This is a genomic window from Gemmiger sp., assembly GCF_057431175.1.
In genome coordinates, this window is record NZ_DBMDDV010000001.1 from 1 (window position 1) to 19,783 (window position 19,783).

General features: G+C 60.0%; 22 protein-coding genes and 1 other RNA gene. 18 read left to right on the forward strand and 5 right to left on the reverse strand.

Features of this window, described 5'->3' with window-relative positions; all coding sequences use genetic code 11:
- The coding region (locus ACZO0A_RS00005; protein ID WP_486845892.1) for a DUF4368 domain-containing protein at window positions 1-307 on the forward strand (307 nt) is incomplete at its 5' end.
- A gap of 235 nt (window positions 308-542) precedes the next feature.
- Here the strand turns inward: ACZO0A_RS00005 and ACZO0A_RS00010 are convergent.
- Window positions 543-1,304, reverse strand: a complete 762-nt coding sequence (locus ACZO0A_RS00010) for an IclR family transcriptional regulator (RefSeq protein WP_291211629.1) — start codon at window positions 1,302-1,304, stop codon at window positions 543-545.
- A 295-nt stretch (window positions 1,305-1,599) separates the two neighbouring features.
- Between ACZO0A_RS00010 and eda the strand changes: the two genes are divergently transcribed.
- The 6 genes from eda (at window position 1,600) to uppS (ending at window position 6,934) form a co-directional block, all read left to right on the forward strand.
- A complete protein-coding gene (gene eda, locus ACZO0A_RS00015; protein WP_291211632.1) occupies window positions 1,600-2,562 on the forward strand; it encodes a bifunctional 4-hydroxy-2-oxoglutarate aldolase/2-dehydro-3-deoxy-phosphogluconate aldolase in 963 nt (320 codons plus the stop codon).
- A gap of 92 nt (window positions 2,563-2,654) precedes the next feature.
- On the forward strand, window positions 2,655-3,680 hold the full coding sequence (locus tag ACZO0A_RS00020; protein WP_215692408.1) for a sugar kinase: 1,026 nt from the start codon (window positions 2,655-2,657) through the stop codon (window positions 3,678-3,680).
- A 201-nt stretch (window positions 3,681-3,881) separates the two neighbouring features.
- On the forward strand, window positions 3,882-4,862 hold the full coding sequence (locus tag ACZO0A_RS00025; RefSeq protein WP_291211635.1) for a biotin--[acetyl-CoA-carboxylase] ligase: 981 nt from the start codon (window positions 3,882-3,884) through the stop codon (window positions 4,860-4,862).
- A 21-nt stretch (window positions 4,863-4,883) separates the two neighbouring features.
- Window positions 4,884-5,429, forward strand: coding sequence for a biotin transporter BioY (locus tag ACZO0A_RS00030; protein WP_302375029.1), 546 nt, complete (start codon window positions 4,884-4,886; stop codon window positions 5,427-5,429).
- A gap of 307 nt (window positions 5,430-5,736) precedes the next feature.
- Window positions 5,737-6,195 carry a Holliday junction resolvase RuvX gene (ruvX, locus tag ACZO0A_RS00035; RefSeq protein WP_215692406.1) on the forward strand — a complete coding sequence of 153 codons (459 nt, stop codon included), beginning with the start codon at window positions 5,737-5,739 and terminating at the stop codon, window positions 6,193-6,195.
- Between the two features lie 13 nt (window positions 6,196-6,208).
- Window positions 6,209-6,934, forward strand: a complete 726-nt coding sequence (uppS, locus tag ACZO0A_RS00040; RefSeq protein WP_215692405.1) for a polyprenyl diphosphate synthase — start codon at window positions 6,209-6,211, stop codon at window positions 6,932-6,934.
- Between the two features lie 87 nt (window positions 6,935-7,021).
- On the opposite strand, the gene ACZO0A_RS00045 is transcribed toward uppS, so the two are convergent.
- Window positions 7,022-7,807 (reverse strand): peptidylprolyl isomerase, encoded by a 786-nt coding sequence (locus ACZO0A_RS00045; protein WP_302375032.1) that lies wholly within the window; start codon window positions 7,805-7,807, stop codon window positions 7,022-7,024.
- Between the two features lie 131 nt (window positions 7,808-7,938).
- Between ACZO0A_RS00045 and ACZO0A_RS00050 the strand changes: the two genes are divergently transcribed.
- The 3 genes from ACZO0A_RS00050 (at window position 7,939) to ACZO0A_RS00060 (ending at window position 9,302) form a co-directional block, all read left to right on the forward strand.
- The gene (locus ACZO0A_RS00050) at window positions 7,939-8,265 is read left to right on the forward strand and encodes a DUF1292 domain-containing protein (RefSeq protein WP_215692403.1); all 327 of its coding nucleotides are present in this window, start codon (window positions 7,939-7,941) and stop codon (window positions 8,263-8,265) included.
- Between the two features lie 15 nt (window positions 8,266-8,280).
- Window positions 8,281-8,474, forward strand: a non-coding RNA gene (gene ssrS / locus ACZO0A_RS00055) — 6S RNA.
- 75 nt (window positions 8,475-8,549) lie between these two features.
- On the forward strand, window positions 8,550-9,302 hold the full coding sequence (locus tag ACZO0A_RS00060) for a thioredoxin domain-containing protein (protein ID WP_302375034.1): 753 nt from the start codon (window positions 8,550-8,552) through the stop codon (window positions 9,300-9,302).
- Between the two features lie 206 nt (window positions 9,303-9,508).
- On the opposite strand, the gene ACZO0A_RS00065 is transcribed toward ACZO0A_RS00060, so the two are convergent.
- The gene (locus tag ACZO0A_RS00065) at window positions 9,509-10,255 is read right to left on the reverse strand and encodes a copper homeostasis protein CutC (protein WP_302375036.1); all 747 of its coding nucleotides are present in this window, start codon (window positions 10,253-10,255) and stop codon (window positions 9,509-9,511) included.
- Between the two features lie 137 nt (window positions 10,256-10,392).
- On the reverse strand, window positions 10,393-10,662 hold the full coding sequence (locus ACZO0A_RS00070) for a hypothetical protein (protein ID WP_294827210.1): 270 nt from the start codon (window positions 10,660-10,662) through the stop codon (window positions 10,393-10,395).
- A 249-nt stretch (window positions 10,663-10,911) separates the two neighbouring features.
- Here ACZO0A_RS00070 and ACZO0A_RS00075 point away from each other — a divergent pair, with 249 nt between their 5' ends.
- The 3 genes from ACZO0A_RS00075 to ACZO0A_RS00085 all read left to right on the forward strand — a co-directional run bounded on the left by ACZO0A_RS00075 (window position 10,912) and on the right by ACZO0A_RS00085 (window position 13,806).
- Complete coding sequence (locus ACZO0A_RS00075; protein WP_215692399.1) at window positions 10,912-11,541, forward strand: LexA family protein; 630 nt, start codon at window positions 10,912-10,914, stop codon at window positions 11,539-11,541.
- Between the two features lie 163 nt (window positions 11,542-11,704).
- On the forward strand, window positions 11,705-13,069 hold the full coding sequence (locus ACZO0A_RS00080; protein WP_302375040.1) for a putative DNA modification/repair radical SAM protein: 1,365 nt from the start codon (window positions 11,705-11,707) through the stop codon (window positions 13,067-13,069).
- Entirely contained in the window at window positions 13,048-13,806 is a 759-nt protein-coding gene (locus ACZO0A_RS00085) for a TIGR03915 family putative DNA repair protein (RefSeq protein ID WP_302375042.1), read from the forward strand. The genes ACZO0A_RS00080 and ACZO0A_RS00085 overlap by 22 nt, the downstream gene beginning before the upstream one ends.
- Here ACZO0A_RS00085 and ACZO0A_RS00090 read toward each other — a convergent pair whose 3' ends face one another.
- On the reverse strand, window positions 13,807-14,199 hold the full coding sequence (locus tag ACZO0A_RS00090; protein ID WP_291211656.1) for a BlaI/MecI/CopY family transcriptional regulator: 393 nt from the start codon (window positions 14,197-14,199) through the stop codon (window positions 13,807-13,809). It lies immediately after the preceding gene.
- A 452-nt stretch (window positions 14,200-14,651) separates the two neighbouring features.
- Here ACZO0A_RS00090 and serC point away from each other — a divergent pair, with 452 nt between their 5' ends.
- The 5 genes from serC to ACZO0A_RS00115 all read left to right on the forward strand — a co-directional run bounded on the left by serC (window position 14,652) and on the right by ACZO0A_RS00115 (window position 19,752).
- Window positions 14,652-15,746 (forward strand): 3-phosphoserine/phosphohydroxythreonine transaminase, encoded by a 1,095-nt coding sequence (gene serC, locus ACZO0A_RS00095; protein WP_302375045.1) that lies wholly within the window; start codon window positions 14,652-14,654, stop codon window positions 15,744-15,746.
- Between the two features lie 73 nt (window positions 15,747-15,819).
- On the forward strand, window positions 15,820-16,980 hold the full coding sequence (locus tag ACZO0A_RS00100) for a phosphoglycerate dehydrogenase (RefSeq protein WP_215692394.1): 1,161 nt from the start codon (window positions 15,820-15,822) through the stop codon (window positions 16,978-16,980).
- Between the two features lie 406 nt (window positions 16,981-17,386).
- Entirely contained in the window at window positions 17,387-18,217 is an 831-nt protein-coding gene (locus ACZO0A_RS00105) for a PfkB family carbohydrate kinase (protein ID WP_291231595.1), read from the forward strand.
- A gap of 126 nt (window positions 18,218-18,343) precedes the next feature.
- Entirely contained in the window at window positions 18,344-18,853 is a 510-nt protein-coding gene (locus ACZO0A_RS00110) for a tRNA (cytidine(34)-2'-O)-methyltransferase (RefSeq protein ID WP_294718197.1), read from the forward strand.
- Window positions 18,850-19,752, forward strand: a complete 903-nt coding sequence (locus tag ACZO0A_RS00115; protein ID WP_215692391.1) for a DegV family protein — start codon at window positions 18,850-18,852, stop codon at window positions 19,750-19,752. Before ACZO0A_RS00110 ends, ACZO0A_RS00115 begins: the two co-directional genes overlap by 4 nt.
- Window positions 19,753-19,783: the final 31 nt, after the last annotated feature.

Genomic DNA, 19,783 nt, shown 5'->3' on the forward strand with positions numbered 1-19,783 from the left:
GTCTGCCGGACGCATAACCGAGTATAACTTCAATATGCTGTCCGAGAAGTACCAGAACGAGCAAAAGGAGCTTGAAACAAAAATAAGACAGCTTCACGAAATGATGGAAGCCGCCGTACAGACCGCAGCGGATGCTGAAAAGTGGATTGCCCTAATGAAACAGTATGTCAACCCTGTGGAGCTGACCGCCGAACTTCTGAACACTCTAATTGAAAAAATAACCGTCCACGAAGCTGTCAAGGGCGAGGATGGAAGCCGTGAGCAGGAAGTAGAAATCTACTACCGCTTCATCGGCAAAATCGACTGACCTTTCTTTTTTTACCCAACAATATCTTTAATTAAGGGAAACGGGCAGCGCAGACCCCAGCACAACAAATTTGCTGGCTGTGGCAAAGTTATACGATGTGCCAGCAGAGGAGCTTCTGCGGGAAGTAGAAAGGTAGGGGGGCGTCCTCGACGCCCCCCTACGACTAAAGGATAAAGTTGTACTAAAGGCAAGATGCGGCGGCCAGGGGGCTGGCCGCCCTACAACTCTATATCTTTTACCGCAGCCCCAGATCCGCCAGAATATCCGTCCGTGCGTCCAGCGCCAGCGTCGCAATTCTGCGTATCCGCTCGGGTGTCATATAGGGCGCTAACCCGCTGATGGAAAACGCACTTTCCGCGCGGCCGTCGGCGCCGGGGATGGCCACCGCCACGCATCGCACACCGACTTCGTTCTCCTCGTCGTCGATGGCGTAGCCGTTGGCGCGCACTTCCACAAGCTGGCTGCGCAGCTCCTCCAAATCGGTGATGGTCCGGTCGGTCAGCTTCTGCACGTTGCTGTGGGTCCAGATATCCTCCAGCTCATCCCCTGGCAGCGTGGCTAAAATAGCCTTGCCCACGCCAGTGCAGTACAGCGGGCTGCGCAGGCCCACGCGGCTGGACATCCGCATGGGACCGCTCTCGGTCTTATAAATGTAGACGATGTCCCGCCCATCGCGGATGACCAGGTGCACGGCCTCGCCGGTGCGCTGGGAGAGGCGCTCCAAATGCGCCTTTGCCACGCCCATAATATCCATGCTGTCCACAATGCCGCTGGACAGCTCAAACATTTTTAAGGTCAGCCGGTAGTGGCCATTCTCGTCGTTCTGCGCCACATAGCCCAGCCCCACCAGGCTTGCCAGCAGGCGGTGCACGGTGCTTTTGGCAAGGCCGGTCTCCCCTGCCAGCTTTTGCAGGCTGACCCCCGTGGGGTGCGCCGCCAGCTGCTCGATCAGCTGAAAGATGCGCTCCACACTCTGCACGCCGGTCTTTTCTGCCATGATAAGGGCCTCCTGACGAAATTTAACAAAAATTTCATAAATTTAATTTGCGGGACGGAACGCATAATCGTTCCGTATTATGGAACGATTATAACAGAGTTGGCCGATTTTTTCAAGCTCTTTTCCGAATTGCGGAATCCTTGGCAGATACAACAAAAATCGTGCGCTTTCTTTCACATTTCTGCCCGATTGACGCCCACCGACCCAGTGGATATAATAAAAGTAACCAAGTGCGTGACCCCGCCGCAGTGTGTGAACTGGGTGGCCCGCACAGAATCAGTGAAGGAGAATTGCTATGAATTCTGTTTTGCAGCGTGTTTACGAGATCGGCATTATCCCGGTCATTGCTTTCAACAGCGCGGACGAGGCCCTGCCCCTGTGCAAGGCCCTGATGGACGGCGGCCTGCCCGCCGCCGAGGTCACCTTCCGCACCGCTTGTGCTGAGGAGTGCATCAAGAAGATCCACGAGGAACTGCCCGATATGCTGCTGGGCGCTGGCACTGTCCTGACCATTGATCAGGCTGACCGCGCTATGGCCGCCGGCGCTTCCTTCATCGTTGCCCCCGGCTTTGACCCCGAGGTCTGCCAGCACGTCATCGACAAGGGCGGCATCATGATGCCCGGCACCGCCACTGCAGGCGAGATGCAGCAGGCCATGAACATGGGCTGCGAGTGCGTTAAGTTCTTCCCCGCAGAGGCCAATGGCGGCGTGGACAAGCTGAAGAACATCGGCGCTGCCCTCAAGACCTGCAAGTGGATGTGCACCGGCGGCGTCAACGCCAAGAATGTCAACAACTACCTGGGCTACAACCAGATCATCGCCGTCGGCGGCACCTGGATGTGCAAGAGCGACAAGATCAAGGCCGGTGCTTGGGACGAGATCGCCGCAATGAGCCGCGAGGCCGTTGATGTCATGCTGGGCCTTGAGCTGGGCCACATCGGCATCAACTGCGAGAACGAGGCCGAGGCCGCCAAGACCGCTGAGACCATCGCCAGCCTGCTGAGCATGGCTGTCAAGCCGGGCAACTCCAGCATCTTCGTGGGCAAGAAGGAATTCGAAATCATGAAGAAGCCGGGCCGCGGCACCAATGGCCACATCGCGATCCTGACCAACAATGTTGACCGTGCTATCTATCACCTGGGCCAGCGCGGCGTCAAGTTCGACATGGACAGCAAGAATGTCAAGGACGGCAAGACCGTTGCCATCTACTTTGCTGACGAGATTGCAGGCTTTGCCTTCCACCTGGTCCAGCGCTGATTTGGCGTAATCCCAATGTAAATCCAGGGGGTGGCGTCCTCGACGCCCCACTCCCCTATCTTTAAAAAATATTGAATTAAAAGGAGTTCACCATGAAAGTCGTTACTTTTGGCGAATTGATGATCCGTCTGCAGCCGTTCAACTACGAGCGCTTTGTCCAGGCCAACAACCTGGAGTTCACCTTCGGCGGCGGCGAGGCCAACGTTGCTGTTTCTCTGGCCAACTACGGCATTGACGCTGCTTTCGTTACCAAGCTGCCCGCCCATGCCATCGGTCAGGCCGCTGTGAACAGCCTGCGCCGCTACGGCGTTGACACCAGCAAGATCACCCGCGGCGGCGATCGCGTTGGTATCTACTTCAACGAGAAGGGCGCTTCTCAGCGTGGTTCCGTCTGCATCTACGACCGCGCCAACTCCGCCATTCAGCTGGCTTCTACCGCCGACTTCGACTGGGATGCCATCTTCGAGGGCGTGGACTGGTTCCACTTCACCGGCATCACCCCGGCCCTGGGCGAGAATGTTGTTGAGATCTGCCGCGAGGCCTGCAAGGCTGCTAAGGCTCATGGCGTCAAGATCAGCTGCGACCTGAACTACCGCGGCAAGCTGTGGACCCGTGAGCAGGCCCGCGCTGCCATGACTGACCTGTGCCAGTACGTTGACGTCTGCATCTCCAACGAGGAGGATGCGAAGGACGTCTTTGGCATTGAGGCTGAGGCTACCGACATTTACGCCGGTGAGATCAACCGCGAGGGCTACAAGAGCGTTGCCAAGCAGCTGGCTGACAAGTTCGGCTTCGAGAAGGTCGCCATCACCCTGCGTGAGAGCCATTCCGCTTCCGACAACGGCTGGAGCGCTATGCTGTACGATGTCGCTTCCAACGAGTACTGCTTCTCCAAGAAGTACGAGCTGCGCATCATCGACCGCGTTGGCGGCGGTGACTCCTTCGGCGGCGGCCTGATCTATGCCCTGCTGAACGGCAAGAGCACCCAGGATGCTGTTGAGTTCGCTGTTGCTGCTTCTGCCCTGAAGCACTCCATCGAGGGTGACTACAACATGGTCACTGTCTCCGAGGTCGAGAAGCTGGCCGGTGGCGACGGTTCCGGCCGTATCCAGCGCTAAGTTTAGACTTTTCCCACTAAATCTGTTTGCATCATAGCAAAAGCCCCGCAGGCGAGAGCCTGCGGGGCTTTTGCCGTTCCCGCCTCCCCGGCGGGACATTTTTTGCTCTGATTGTCAACCATGACGCCGGGAAGGCGTTGACATTCCGGCCCCCGCCGCGGTATACTGGCTTACAGTCGGGCCTGAAAGGGGGGCGGCAGTATGGTCAAACAGGAAGTTCTCGCAGCGCTGGACGGCGCACGGGGACAGTATATCTCCGGTCAGGAGCTGGCCGCTCGGCTGGGCGTGAGCCGCACCGCCATCTGGAAGGCTGTGGCTGCCCTGCGCAGCGACGGCATTCCTATCGAGGCCGTGACGAACCGCGGCTACACCCTGTCGAAAAATGTCGATGTACTGAACACTGCCGCCGTAGCGGCCCTGCTGCACGAAGCACCCCTGCAGGCGCTGCAAATCGAGGTCGTTGACCGCTTACCCGGCACCAACAGCGTACTGCGTGCCCGTGCCGACAACGGTGCCCCCGAGGGGCTGGTGCTCATCGCCCAGGCGCAGAGCGCGGGGCGCGGACGCGGCGGGCATAGCTTTTATTCGCCGCCCGGGGGGCTGTATTTAAGCGTGCTGCTGCGGCCCGAGATCGGTGCCCGGCAGGCCGTGGGCCTGACCGCCATGGCGGCGGTGGCAGCGGCCCGCGCAGCGGAAAAGCTCTGCGGCACGCCCATCCGGATCAAATGGGTCAACGACCTGTGGAAGAACGGCAAAAAGGTCTGCGGCATCCTGACCGAGGCCGCGCTGAATCTGGAATCCGGGATGCTGGACTACGCCGTGCTGGGGCTGGGCTTCAACGTCATTGCCCCGGCCGAGGGCTGGCCCGACGACCTGCGGGACGTGGCGGGGGCACTGTATGATGGCACCCCGGCCCCCGGGGCGCGGGCTATGCTGGCGGCGGCATTCTTGAACGAGTTCTGGCCGCTCTACCGCGCCGGGCCGCGCAGCGGCTGCCTGGACGAGTACCGCAGCCGCCAGGCCCTTGTAGGGCGGCAGGTGCTCGTCACGCCGCGCCAGGGCGAGCCGCGTCAGGCCGCAGCGCTGGGCATCAATGACGAATGGAAACTGATCGTGCGCTTTACCGGCGAAAGCCGCCCCACCGCCCTGAACAGCGGCGAGGTCAGCGTACGTCTGTTATAAATGTAAGAGGGGTATTTTATCATGACAAAAACTTCCAACAATGTCCGCCGCATGGTGCTATGTGCCATGTTCACCGCGCTGGTCGCCGTGTGCAGCCAGATTGCCGTGCCGATGCCGTGGGGGGTGCCCATCAACCTGGCGCTGTTCGCCGTTTATATGGCGGGCACGATGCTTGGCCCCGTGTGGGGCACGGCCAGTCAGGTCGTGTTCATTGCGCTGGCAGCCATCGGTGTGCCGGTGCTGGCCAACTTCCAGGGCGGCCCGTCTGCCATCTTCGGCAAGACCGGCGGCTATGCCATCGGCTACATTCTGACAGCGCTCATCACGGCCCTGCTGTCCAAGGTGCTGGGCCGCAAGTTCTGGGCGCTCTGCGTCGCCATGGTCGTGGGCTGCGCTGCCTGCTACGTGCTGGGCACGATCTGGTTCATGATCCTGACGGGGGCTGATTTAGTCAGCGCTTTGGGCTGGTGCGTCCTGCCCTACCTGCCCGGCGACGCCGTGAAAATCGCCCTCGCCTCCGCTTTGACCATCCAGCTGGATAAGCGGCTGAAAGGCTCGCTGGTCTGAGTTCGTAGGGGGGCGGCGTCCTCGACGCCCCGCGGGTCGATGCAAGCATCGACCCCTACAGTACCCCAAGGGCTTCCCCCACGGGGGAAGCTGTCACCGAAGGTGACTGATGAGGGCAGAGCTGATCAGGCTGACCCGTTTACGGGCAACCGTAGCAAGCCCGCCCCTCATCCGGCCCTGCGGGGCCACCTTCCCCCCTCGGGGGAAGGCAAAGCAACAAGGCAAACAAAATCTCCCGTCCTGCTGGTCAGGGCGGTTTTTTTATGCTATAATAACCCTATACGACGAAATGTAAAGGAGCCTGCCCATGAAATGGCTTGCCGTTGACTATGGCGATTCCCGCACCGGGCTTGCCGGGTGCGACGCCGGGGAGACGATCACCTCCCCTATCACGCCGCAAATCGAAGAAAAAAGCATGAACAAGGTCGCTGCCGCTGTGACTGAGGTGCTGACCGCTCGCGGGGCCGAGGGCCTTGTCTGCGGTCTGCCCAAAAACATGGATGGCACCGAGGGCAGCCGCGCCAACAAGAGCCGCCGCTTTGCCCAGCGCCTTGCCAACACCGCCGGTGTGCCGGTTGTGATGTGGGATGAGCGCCGCACCACCGTGTCCGCCGCCGCCATCCTGGCCGATAACGATACCTTCGGCGCCAAGCGTAAGGAACGGCTGGATTCCGTGTCCGCCGCCGTCATTTTGGAGAGCTTTCTGAACTGGCGCGCCCACCACCCCGGCGAGGAACCGCCCGAGCTGGTGCGCCCCGAGCAATAAAAGGAGAACGATTATGCCGAATGCAGCTGAACCCCGCTTCCCCACCCATGTGGCTATCATTGTGGACGGCAACCGCCGCTGGGCCAAACAGCGCCTGATGCCGGTCAGCATGGGCCACAAGGCTGGTTTTGACCGCCTGCGCGAGATCACCCGCTACGCCGTTGGCGACCGCGGTGTCTATGTGCTGTCCCTCTATGTTTTCTCCACGGAGAATTTCAGCCGCGACGCAAAGGAAGTCGGTTATCTGATGGACCTGTTTGCCAACAACTTCCGCACCATTGCCGACGAAATGAACGAGCGCGGCTGTAAGGTGCTGTTCAGTGGCCGCCGCGAGGGGCTGCAGCAGCGCGTGCTGGATGCCATGGACTACATGATGAACCTGACGAAAGACAATGACAAGGGTATCGTCAACTTCTGCCTGAACTACGGCAGCCATGCCGAGCTGACCGACGCCACCCGCGCCATTGCCGCCGAGGTCAAGGCCGGTACGCTGGAACCCGAGGCCATCGACGAGAAGGTCATCGAAAAGCACCTCTACCGTGACCTGCCTCCGGTCGATCTGATGATCCGCACCAGTGGTGAGGAGCGGCTGTCCAACTTCCTGCTGTGGCAGTGCGCCTACGCGGAGTTCTACTTTACCCAGACGCTCTTCCCCGATTTCACGAAGAAATGCTTCGACGAAGCTTTGGCCGAGTATGCCCGCCGCGACCGCCGCATGGGCGGGAATACGAAGAAATAATTTCTGCAAAAACCACAACCCGCCCCCGCAAAGTTTGGTACATCTGCCAAACTTTTGCGGGGGCGGGCCTGCATATACTAGGGTATGTCAGCCGACATTATTCTCGCTGTCGGCGGTATCGGCACCCGGGCCGGGGTAGGTCGTGATGGTCACGCTGTTGATGGTAATAGCGGTCTCCTCCGTCGGGCGGAAGGTGTCGTTGCCGTCCTCGTCCTTGACGGTGTCCACGCAGGCCATGGCGTCCACGACGTCCATGCCCTGGTAGACCTGGCCGAACACCGTGTCTGTGTTGTCCAAATACGGCAGCCCGCCTACGGCGGCGTAAGCCGCGACCTGGGCGTCGGTGTAGCCGTTGGCGGTTAGCTCAGCCTGCTGGTCACCGGTGCTGACACTGTCCGGCAGGGCGGTCACAAAATAAAACTGGCTGTTGCCGCCGGTCACGTCGCCGCCCGCAGCAAATGCCGCACAGAGCGCCCCGGCGTAGTGCTTCAAATTGGCGTCGGCTTCCAGCGGGTAGGGGTTGTTGCTCCAGATCGTGGAGCCGTCGGTGCCTGTACCGGTGGCGTCGCCGCCCTGCACGGCGAAGCCGTACTCGCTGCGCCAGATGATCGTGTTATCGTAATATCCGCTGCGGGTCAGCCCCACAAAATTGTACACTGCCATCGGCGCGGCGTCCGGGTAGAGCACGGCGCGCACCTCGCCTAAGGATGTATCAAAAATCGCGATCGTGTCGCCGTCGCTGGGGGCAGTGAACTGCCGCTCGGTGCTGATAAGGTCAGCCGGGCGGGTGGGCGGCGTTTTTGTATCGGCTTTGCCGCAGGCACACAACAGCGCCAGGGCCAGTGCGGGCAGCAGGCAGAGTGATTTGCGCATAGCGTTTCCTCCGTGAAAAATCCAATTAAATTGATTATACCACAGAACTTCCCGCTTGAACACCCTTGACGTTTGGTAAAAAAAAGGGTACACTATAAGCATCAAATACGAACGACCACAGGAGGTCACTTATGTCTGACGAACTGAGCCCGGAAATGCTGGAAGAGGCAACCCCCGACCTGCTGACGCTGGAAGATGAGGATGGCAAGGAGGTCACGTTTGAAGTGATCGATGCTACCGAAGTCAACGGCACCCGCTATCTGGCTGTCATCCCCTACCAGGAGGATCCGGAGAGCCTGCAGGAGGACGCCGAGCTGATTTTGATGCGCATTGGCACCGACGACGAGGGCGAATATATGGACATCGTGGACGACGATGAGGAACTGATCACCGTCGGCAAGGTGTTCGAGGAGCGCCTGCGTGCGATGTACGACATCGACGACTCTGAATTGCAGTAAGAGGCTGCAAGGCCTCACACCCTGCGCGGTTCGATTTGTTGCGGCCTTATAAAATCCTACTAATCAAATTTAGGGAATCCGGGTCTGGGACTGGATTGCAAACCTTCCCGCCTTTGGGCTGAAGAAGGGAGCGTGAACGCCCCCGTAGGATACCCACCTGCCTATACCGGTAGGTTTTGATTGGCTGCAGACGGCTGTGCGGGGTTCTTACAGCACACATCCCGGGCAGGGCTTTTCCTGTCCGGTTTTTTGGGTTATAATTTTTGGGAAAGGGGTGTTTGACCATGGCGGATAGGATTCACGTCGGGGACAAGCTCCCCTTCTTTTTGTACGATACACCGTACAGCGCGAAGAACCGCTTCCGCGACCTGCTTTCGCAGCGCGCGCCGCTGGTGCTGGTGTTTATGGCAAACTTCGGCCACCCCATCACCCGCACCTTTGCCAGCCGCTACGCCAATACATACGCAGCCTTGCAGGACGGCGGCTTTGCGCTGGTGGTGCGCTCCCGCGCGGACAAGCTCTCCCGCAGTATCGGGCCGAACACCCTGCCCTATCCCCTGCTCTGCGACGCGGCCGGTGTTTTGTACGAGCATCTGAACATCCCCACGAGCAAAAGCACCCTGATGAGCTACTCGCTGGAAGGCTGGCGCATCCTGCGCGAAGCGAAAAAGCAGGGCTACAAGCCCACAAAAGGCGCAGAACAGCAGCTGCCGCTGACACTGATTCTGGATCGCGACGGCACGGTGCTGTTCTGCCACTACGGCGCAAGCCTGACCGACGTGCCCGAGGATTGCGCGGCCATCCAGAGCCTGTTGGAGGAACTGGAACTGACACCCGAACACAGGGAGGATGCGTATGAGGAGGAACTGCAGGCCGCCATGGCGGCGGCCCCCCGCCCCCGCTCCCACCATGGCCGCGGCGCCCCCGAGACGACCGACGAGTTCCAGCCTGTGCGCCCCGTGCGGGAGTACAACGCGCCTGATCTGGAGAAAACCTCGATGTTCGGACTGTTTGACGACCCTTATGATGAAAATTAGACCCCGTCTGCCGATGAAACAATCGGCAGGCGGGGTTTGTCTTTTTGACTGAATAAAATGGCTTCCCTCTCGTGGGAAGCTGTCCGCTAAGCGGACTGATGGGGGGGGCGGCTTTGCCGCTATCGCCCGTTAAAAGAGGCTGCTGCGTGAACCTGCCCCTCATCCGGCCTTCGGCCACCTTCTCCCTCGGCAGAAGGCTCGGAAAATCACCGCATCACCGCATCCTTCGCCGCTCTCACGGTCTCGGCGTCAGTCTGCTGGATGTGCCACTCGTCCAGGCCGGGCAGGCCCATGGGTACGCCCTCGCGGCGGAAGGTCATGCCGCTGTCCAACAGCGTTTTGCAGCTGGCGTGGAAAGCACGCGCCCCGGGCAGCGCAGCCCGCAGTTCGTCGATGATAGCAGCGTTGACGCCCGCGCCAATGAGCACTTCCGGGCCGTGCAGCTCGTCCCGCAGGCGCAGCAGCCCGGCCAGCTGGGATGCACCCTTGCGGCAGTTCTCGGCCCCGCCGCTGGTCAGCACTGTGTCGATGCCAAGGGCCGCCGCGGCACGGTAGGTTTCGCGCAAATCGCGGGAAACATCGATGCAGCGATGTAATGTGACCGGCGCACCGTCGCAGGCATCCAGCAGCGTGTGCATGGCGGGCAGATCCAGCGTGCCCTCCGGTGTCAGTGCGCCGATGACGAAACCGTCCGCCCCGGCGGCATGCAGCGTCTTGATTTGATGGCAGAGCAGGTCGATCTCCTCTTTTGTGTAGAGAAAATCCCCGGCACGGGGGCGCATCAGGCAGCGCACTGGCAAGGACATTTCGGCCTTGACCTGCCGCAAAAGGTCGGCGTAGGGCGTCAGACCGCCCACGGCCAGCGCACTGCAAAATTCCAGCCGGTCGGCCCCGCCCTGCTTGGCGGCGCGGGCGGAGGCCAGGCTGTCAACACAGACTTCCAACAACTTCATGTGTGGTCACATCCCCTTTGGCGTTTTCCTCATTGTAGCATGAAATTTTGGATACGGCAAGCCCCGCACAGCCGGAAAGCTGCGCGGGGCTTGCCGCAGTTATATGTGTATCACAACGAATAGGAGTAGGCAGAGTTTTACGCCGCGTGGCCGCCGCGCACGACGCGCAGTTGTACCGCAGGGTGTTTGCGCGGCGCGGGGGCAGGCTGGCCGGCCGATTCCTCCGGGTGGGGCAGGAGGATGCCGCAGACGGCGTTGAGCATGATGACCGCCGCAAAAAGCCCCAGAATGGCCGCCCAAAGCGGCATGGAGCCGGAGGCGGCAGCACTGAGCATAGCCCCTCCCAACAGGATAGCCGCCGTGGCGACAAGACGGCACAGCTTGTTTTTGATAAGTTCCCAGTTCATACCGATACCTCCAAATCAGTCGGCCCCGCGTGGCCGACTGCCGCAATTTTAACAACGGACAACAGCGTTTTGTTCGTTGCTCTTATCATAATACACCAGACGGTTGTTGTCAATGCCTATTTACAACTTATTTTTGAAAATGTTTGCAAAAAACTCTTTACAAAAACCACGGACAGTTGTATAATGAGACTAAAGAATCAGAGCCGCATACAAGATGTGGTTTACCCTACTATAAAAAGGAGATTTCCGATGTTTGCAGAGCGCTTGAAAGAGGCCCGCAAGGCCAAACGGTACAGCCAGGCCGAGGTTTCCAAAATGCTGGGTGTGACGCAGCAGGCTGTCGGCAAGTGGGAGACCGGGCGTTCCACCCCGGACCCACAGACCGTCGCGCGTCTGGCAGAAATTTTGGATACCCCCTCCGATGTGCTGCTGGGCCTGCGTAAGGAGCCGGGCGTTTCCGCTGCCGTGGGCCGCAACGCCTTCAGCCGCTATACCGAATCCCAGATCCCGGTGGTGGGCACCGTCCGCGCCGGGTATGGGGCCCTCGCCTTTGAGGAGGACTACGGCAAGGAGTACGCCTGCGTCAAGGATCCGAAGAACTACTTCTTCCTCGTGGTCAAGGGCGACAGTATGGAGCCGCGCATTTCCGACGGCGACCTGGCCCTCGTTCACCGTCAGAACACGTTGGACAACGGCGACCTGGGTGTGCTGGTCTATGGCGCAGACGGCGAGGGTACGCTGAAAAAGTATATCCAGCGCGGCAACTCGGTCGTGCTACAGCCTTTCAACCCGGCCTATGACGAAATGGTCATCAAGGGTGAGGAATTGGATCACCTCTACATCGCCGGCAAGGTCGTGGAAACCAAGGCAAAGTGGTAAAGCCCTTTCACGATTCTATTGTAGCATAAGCGAAGTCCTATAATTTGGACTTTCAATGTAGAAATTGAATTATTTCACAAAAATGCTGCCCGCGGCACACCTTGCAAAACAAGGATATGCGGCGGGCTGTATTTTTTATACCCTTTTTTAGGAGACAGGTGCGATGGACCTTGCGGAAAAACTGGAAATTCTGGCGGACAGCGCCAAATATGATGTGGCCTGCACGTCCAGCGGCGTTGACCGTCCGGGGCGGCATGGCAGCCTGGGCAGCTGTGCGGCGGCGGGCATCTGCCACGCCTTTACGCCAGACGGGCGCTGCGTTTCCCTGCTGAAGGTGCTGTACTCCAACGTATGCAGCTATGATTGCAGCTACTGTGTCAACCGCCGTACCAACGACCGGCCCCGGGCAACTTTCACCCCGCGGGAGCTGGCCGATTTGACTATCGGGTTTTACCGCCGCAATTATATTGAGGGGCTGTTTTTGTCCAGCGCGGTGCTAGGTACGCCCGACCGCACGATGGAGCTGATGATCGAGGCACTGCACATCCTGCGGGAGGAATACCACTTCAACGGCTACATCCACGCCAAGACGATCCCCGGCGCGGACCCGCTGCTGGTGGAGAAGATCGGGCGGCTGGCAGACCGCCTCTCGGTCAATATCGAACTGCCTAGCGAGACGAGCTTGACGGCGCTGGCCCCAGACAAGAAAAAGACCGCCATCCTGCGCCCCATGGGCCAGATCGCGGTGCAGAGCGCCCAGAGCAAAAAAGAGATGGTGCTCTACCGGGGCGCGAAGCCCTTTGCCCCGGCCGGGCAGAGCACCCAGATGATCATTGGCGCTACGCCGGAAACTGACCGGCATATCATGGACCTGACAGAAGGGCTATACAAAAAATATGCGCTGCGGCGTGTGTTTTACTCGGCCTATCTGCCAGTGGTAGCGGACAGCCGTCTGCCCGCGCCGCACACCGCCCCGCCCCTGCTGCGGGAGCACAGGCTATACCAGGCGGATTGGCTGCTGCGGTACTACCATTTTTCGGCGCGGGAACTGCTGACCGAGGATGAGCCGAATTTTGACCCCTACCTCGATCCCAAATGTACCTGGGCCGTGCGGCACCCGGCGTTTTTCCCAGTGGAGATCAATACTGCCGCGAAGGAGGAGCTGCTGCGGGTGCCTGGCATCGGCCCCAAAAGCGCCCTGCGTATCATTCAGGCGCGGCGCACGCAGAATCTGGGCTTGGCCGAACTCAAGCGCATTGGCGTGGTGGTCAAGCGGGCGCAGTATTTCATCACCTGCAAGGGCCGGGCAGCAGCTCACGCAAACCGTGCGGAAATTGCCAACGCCCTGCTCGACCCCAAGGCGTTCAGCGTAGGGATGCAGCAGCTTTCGCTGGACGATTTTGTACCCAAGGCCCTACCGGATGCAGCCCCGGCTGTGCAAAAACTGGCCGCCCGCGGTATGGCGGCTGACGTGGCCGCCAAAACCGTGCGGCAGGAGGCACTGCAATGCCTTACGAAGCGAATGTGACCGACGTTGCCTACCGCTATGACGGAAGTTTTGCAGGCTTTTTGTGCTGCGTGTTCGAGAGTTATGCCCGGCACGAGATACCGTCGGAGGTTTGCCCACCTGAAGAAGGCCAGCTGAACCTGTTCGGCACGCGGGAAATCCTCACTGACCGGCAGCGCGCGAAGCGGGTGGCGGTGGGGTTGGACCGGCTCGGGCCACAGGTCAAGGATCGCATTGTAACAGGGTTCCTCAGCACTGACCCGGGCAAAGATCTGACTCTGCTGCGGTTTGCGCGGCGCTGTTTTGCCCAGGGGCCGCAGGCCGTGCAGATGCTGGGCGACCCGGATGTGGCAGCGGCGTTCGCCATCGAGCGGGCCGTCAACAACGAGGCGGGCAAGTTCATCGAGTTCATCCGGTTTGAGGAGCGGGACGGGATGCTGGGCACGGTCATCCACCCGAAGCACCAAGTCTTGCCGCTGCTGCGCGGGCATTTTTGCAGCCGCCTGCCGGATGAGGATTTTCTGATTTTTGACGCGACCCACGGCACAGCGCTGGTGCGGCGCGGCGGGCAGGTGCAGTACCTGACGATGGAACACTACACCCCCGGCACAGACGAGGACGAACTGAACTGGCAGCAGTTGTGGAAACGTTTTTTTAAGGCGCTGACCATCGAGGAGCGCCGCAACGAGAAAGCCCAGATGAACCACGTGCAGAAGCGGTTCTGGAAAGACATGGTGGAGATGCAGGGCAGTGTATGACTACTCGTAATCGTACTCCGGGTTGGCAGCTTGGTACTCGGTCAGGAAGCGGAGCAGGCGCTCGGTGTCGGCGTAGCTCATGCGGCCGGTGTCAGCCAGCGCCCGCACCATGGCGCGAATGTCCCCGTCGTAGAGCGTCTGCAAATGCGCCTGGCTGACCGCGCCGCAGTAGGTCAGGCGGCGCACCAGCGGTGTGTAGAGGTTCTTGTTCCCCTGCTTCTCGGTGCGGACGAAGTTTTTCTTTTCAAGGCGAAGCAGAAAATTGAGCAGCGTCGAGTCTGCCCAGTGGCACTCCGGCGGCAGGTGTGACGCGATCTCGCGCCGGGTGGCGGCGCGATTGCAGGCCCAAAGTGCGGCCATGACCTGTTCTTCACTGCGGGAAAGTTGTTCCATGATAGGCTCCTTTTTCATAGGCGACGATGTAGGGGCCGGGCATGCCCGGCCCGGTCGTATAAGATAAGTAGACGATTGCGGGAAAACAGCGCGGGCGGAGCAAAGCCCCGCTCCTACGGGCTGCAATTTTACAAATGTGGAAGTAATATCTATATTTATTTTACATCTGTGGTAGATTGAAATGCAACAGGAAATATTGCACAAATCTCAGGGACTTATTTTGGCATAAACAGCAAATAACTTTTACAAATGTCGTGCATAGTGTCCTTGCAAAGAAAACAATTTGTCACTTTACAGAAACACTTGCCGGATTTTGGGCTTTTTTCGTAACTTTGCCCGCTTGCTGGGGCGGGGGCAAAATTCCTATAATATTGGCATACCGCAACGGCGCGGCAAGATGCGATCCGCCGTGTGCGGGTCGCATTTCATTTACTGCCAGGGAGGAAATTACGATGGCTAGAGTTTACAATTTCAGTGCCGGCCCTTCGATGCTGCCGGAGGCTGTTTTAAAGACCGCACAGGCTGAACTGCTGGACTACCATGGTTCCGGCATGAGCGTGATGGAGATGAGCCACCGCAGTAAATGGTTCGATGAAATCATCAACAATACCGAGGCCGCCATGCGCCGGGTGCTGAACATCCCCGCCAATTATAAGGTGGGCTTTTTCCAGGGCGGCGCGACCCAGCAGTTTGCCATGGTGCCGCTGAACTTTATGACCACCGGCACGGCGGATTACCTTGTGACCGGCAACTTCAGCAAAAAGGCTGCCGAGGAAGCCGCCAAGTTCGGCACGGCCCGCATTGCCGCCAGCAGCAAGGACAAAAACTTTACTTATATCCCCGACGTGAAGGCCATCGACTATGACCCCAACGCCAGCTATATCCACATCTGCCAGAACAACACGATTTTCGGTACGAAATTCGTCGATGTACCGCAGGTGGACGGCGTGCCGCTGGTCGCGGACATGAGTTCGATGATCTGCTCGGAGCCGGTGGATGTCAGCAAGTACGGTGTCATCTACTTCGGTGTGCAGAAGAACATTGCCCCCGCGGGCATGGCAGTCGCCATTGTGCGGGAGGATCTGTTGGGCAAGGCCGCCAAGGGCCTGACGCCCGACAAGATCCCCACGATGATGAACTACACCACCCTGCTGAACGCCGACAGTATGTACAACACCCCGCCGTGCTGGTGCATCTACATGACCGGCCTGGTCATGAACTACCTGGAGAACGAGATCGGCGGCCTGGAAAATATGCAGAAGATCAACACCGCCAAGGCGAAGGTGCTTTACGATTACCTCGACGGCCAGGACTTCTACAAGAACCCGGTGGAGAAAAAGTACCGCAGCATGATGAATGTGACCTTCACAAGCCCCGATGCCGACACCGACAAGGCGTTCTGCGCCGCAGCCACCGAGGCGGGCTTTGTGAACCTGAAAGGCCACCGCCTGGTAGGTGGTATGCGGGCGTCCATCTACAATGCCATGCCGCCGGAGGGCATCGATAAGCTGGTCGACTTTATGGAGAAGTTCCGCAAGGAGCATTGAACGGCCGCTTTGTAGGGGCCGGACATATCCGGCCCCTACAAAGCAGAATTAAGGGGAACAGGGAGTAATCTATATGTATACAATCAAAACTTTGAATGCTATTTCGCCGGTTGGGCTGGCCAAACTGCCTGCCAACCAGTTTGAAATCGACAATGAGGCCGCCGCGCCCCACGGCATTTTGGTGCGCAGCGCCGATATGCACGACGCGCCGCTGCCGGACAGCCTGCTGGCCATCGCCCGCGCGGGTGCAGGTACCAACAACATCCCGGTGGAGGAATGCACCAATGCCGGCATCGTCGTGTTCAACACGCCGGGTGCCAATGCCAACGCCGTGGCAGAGCTGGTCATCGGCGCGCTGGTGGCGGGCAGCCGCAACATGGTGGACGCTGTGAACTGGGCGCAGACCCTCAAAGGCCGCGACACCATCGCCAAGGATGTGGAGAAGGGCAAGAAAGCCTTTGTCGGCCCCGAACTGCGCGGCAAGACGCTGGGCGTCATCGGCCTGGGGGCTATCGGTGCCCGCGTTGCCAACGCCGCCGTGGCGCTGGGCATGGAAGTTCTGGGCTATGACCCCTACATTTCCATCGATGCAGCGTGGAGCTTGTCCCGCAGTGTGCAGCACTGCGTCACGCTGGGCGATATGCTGCCCCGCTGCGACTACCTGACCATCCATGTCCCCTACCTGCCCACGACCCGCCACACCATCAACGCGCAGACGCTGGCCATGTGCAAGGACGGTGTCCGCGTGCTGAACTTCGCCCGCGGTGAGTTGGTGGACAACGCTGCCCTGCTGGACGCGCTGAACAGCGGCAAGGTCGCGCAGTATTTCTGCGATTTCCCCACCGAGGAACTGCTGGGCGTCAAGGGCGTTTACTGCACGCCGCACCTGGGCGCCAGCACGCCGGAGAGCGAGACGAACTGTGCCGTGATGGCAGCCGCCGAGCTGAGCGACTACCTGAAAAACGGCAACATCACCCACAGTGTCAACCTGCCGGATGTCAGCCAGCCCCGCGTCAGCGGCCGCCGCATCTGCATCATCCACAAGAACGCACCGGGTGCGATCTCGGCCATCACCGGCATTCTGACCGAAGCCCACCTGAACATTGAGAACATGGTGAACAAGGGCAAAAAGGATGTGGCCTACACCCTGCTGGATGTGACCGGCAACGTCACCGACGACCTGGCCACGAAGCTGGGAGCTATTGAGCCTGCTATCCGCGTGCGAGTTTTGTAAACTGTAAAATGTGTGAAAAACACCCTCTGCCGTCATTTCGCGGCAGAGGGTGTTTTTGTGAAATTGGATGTAGGGAACATAATCGCTATGAGAGGTCAGACCTTATTGCACTGGACTGACGAATCCCTTATAAGGTACGGGTATGTGGAGAACTGCTGCGGCATACAAGGAAAATCAACCTCGACTGCGTACAGGCTCAGGCCGCTGTGCGCGGCTTTTTTGTGGTCTTTGCCCAAAAACCAAACAAATCGGGACAATCGACCCAATACGGCTTTTTTTGCGGCGGGTTTTATGGTAGAATCTATGAGAACTCAAAAAAGCGGGGAACGAGTGCTGACGGAAAAGCTCTCTCCCCCGGCCGCTGCGGCGGCAGCCCCAGAGGGGGCCGAGAAGGGAGGAACACGGCATGACCAACGCACCGAAAACCGTATTAGCCATCCACGACCTGCCGGGCTTTGGCCGGGCGGCGCTGTCGGTCATCGCACCGGTGCTCTCGACGCTGGGGGTGCAGACTGTGGCACTGCCCACGGCGGTGCTGTCCACCCATACCGGCGGACTGGGCGCACCGGCCAAGCTGGCCGACCCCAGCTACGGCCCTGCCGCGCTGGCGCATTACCACCGGCTGGGTGTGAAATTCGACTGCATCTACTCTGGGTATCTGGCGGACTCCGCCCAGGCCCGGCTGGTGGAACAGGCGTTCGAGCTGTGGCCGAAAGCGCTCAAGGTCGTGGATCCGGTGCTGGGCGACGGCGGGCGGCTGTACAGCGGGCTGGGGGCCGACATGGTCCCGGCTATGTACAATCTGTGCAGTAAGGCTGATTTGATCGTGCCCAATGTGACCGAGGCTGCCCTGCTGCTGGGCGACCCGCTGCCCGGTGTGGGCAGTGCTGAGCAGGCCGCCGCCCAGGCGGCACGGCTGGTGCGCATTGCGCCGCAGGTCGTTGTGACCGGTGTGACCGGGCTGAACGGCGGGCGGTACATAGGCTGTGTGGGCGCGGCCCGCGGCGGCGAGGGCTACACCGTCAAAACGCCGCTGCTGCCCCGGATGTTCCATGGCACCGGCGATATCTTTGCTGCTGTGCTGGTAGGGCGCATTTTGCAGGGCAACGTGCCCCAGGCTGCCGTGCAGGCAGCCGCCGCCTTTGTGGCCGAGTGCATCCGCCAGACCCCCGAAGGTGCGGATGAGCGCCTGGGTGTCTGGCTGGAAAATGCGCTGCCGAAGCTGCGGCAGGAGTGAAGCGGCAGACAGGCGGGGCGTCGGGGACGCCGCCCCTGCAACAGGGCGGCGATGTGGCGGCCAGAGGACTGGCCGCCCTACAAAGCTGCCACCACACAAAATTCAAACAAACAGGACTGTAAACATATGCCAACCTTAAACATTGTATTGGTCGAGCCGCAGATACCGCAGAACTCCGGCAATATCGCCCGGACCTGCGCGGTGACAGGTGCGCGGCTGCATATGGTGGGGCCGATGGGCTTTACTATCGACGATAAAAAATTGAAGCGCGCCGGGCTTGACTACTGGCACCAGCTTGATATAACATATTATAAAGACCTGGCGGACTTTTTCGCCCGAAACAAGGGTCCGTTTTTCTACTTCACATCCAAAGGCCCGCGCCGCCATGTGGATGTACACTATCCCGACGGCGCATACCTCGTCTTTGGGCGCGAGGACGCCGGCCTGCCTGAGGAACTGCTGGCGGCCCACGAGGCCGACTGCGTGCGTATGCCCATGCGCCGGGGCGAGCGCTGCCTGAACCTGTCCAACGCTGTGGCCGTGGGCGCGTATGAGGCCCTGCGCCAATGGGATTTTGCCGACTTAGAGACTCGCGGGCAGCTGACCCGCTACGAATGGAGTGAGGATGTAAAATGAGCAAGATCGGTTTTCTGACGGATTCCTGTTCCGACATTCCGCAGGAGCTTGCGGACAAGTACGGCATCGAGGTCGTGGGCTTCCCCATCAACCTGGACGGCGTGGAATACATGGAGCGCAAGGATTTCACCAACGACCAGTTTTACCAGATGATGCGCGACGCCCAGGGCGTGCCCACCACCGCCGCCATCACCCAGCTGCAGTGGTGCGAGATTTACGAGCGCTATGTGGACGAAGGCTATACCGACCTGGTGCATCTGTGCATCAACAGCGCGGGATCCAGTACCTACAACAACGCCGTCAAAGGTGCGGAGATGCTGGCCGAGGAGCGCCCCGGCCATAAGCTGAACATCCAGCTCATCGACAGCCACACCTACTCGATGCCCTACGGCTGGTATCTGTGCGAGTGTGCCCGCAAAGTGCGCAACGGCGGCGAGCTTGCCACCTGCGTGGAGGAGATGAAGCAGAGCCTGGACCGCGTGGAAATCTGCCTGGCCGCATACAGCCTGAAGCAGATGAAGAAGTCCGGCCGCGTCAGCGCCGCCGCTGCCGTGGTGGGTGACCTGCTGGGCATCCGCCCCATCATCAGCCTGAACGCGGGCGTCTCCAAGGTCGAGGCCAAGGTGCGCGGCGACGCTGCCGTGCCCGCCGCTATGATCAAATGGGTGGAGAGCCGCGTCGATTCCATGAAGGACACCCCCTATATGGTGGCTTACACGTCCAGCACCTCCAAGCGCGACGAGCTTGTCAAGGCCTGCAAAAAGGCATTCGGCCATGCGCCGGTCATTGTGTTCCAGCTGGGTGGCGTTGTCAGCGCCAACACCGGCCCCGACGGCATTGCCATCGTTTACCCCGGCCATCCCCGCCATCTGGAGGCCTATGCCCCGCAGCTGCCGTAAAAAAGACTTGCATTTTTTCAAGGGCTGTTGT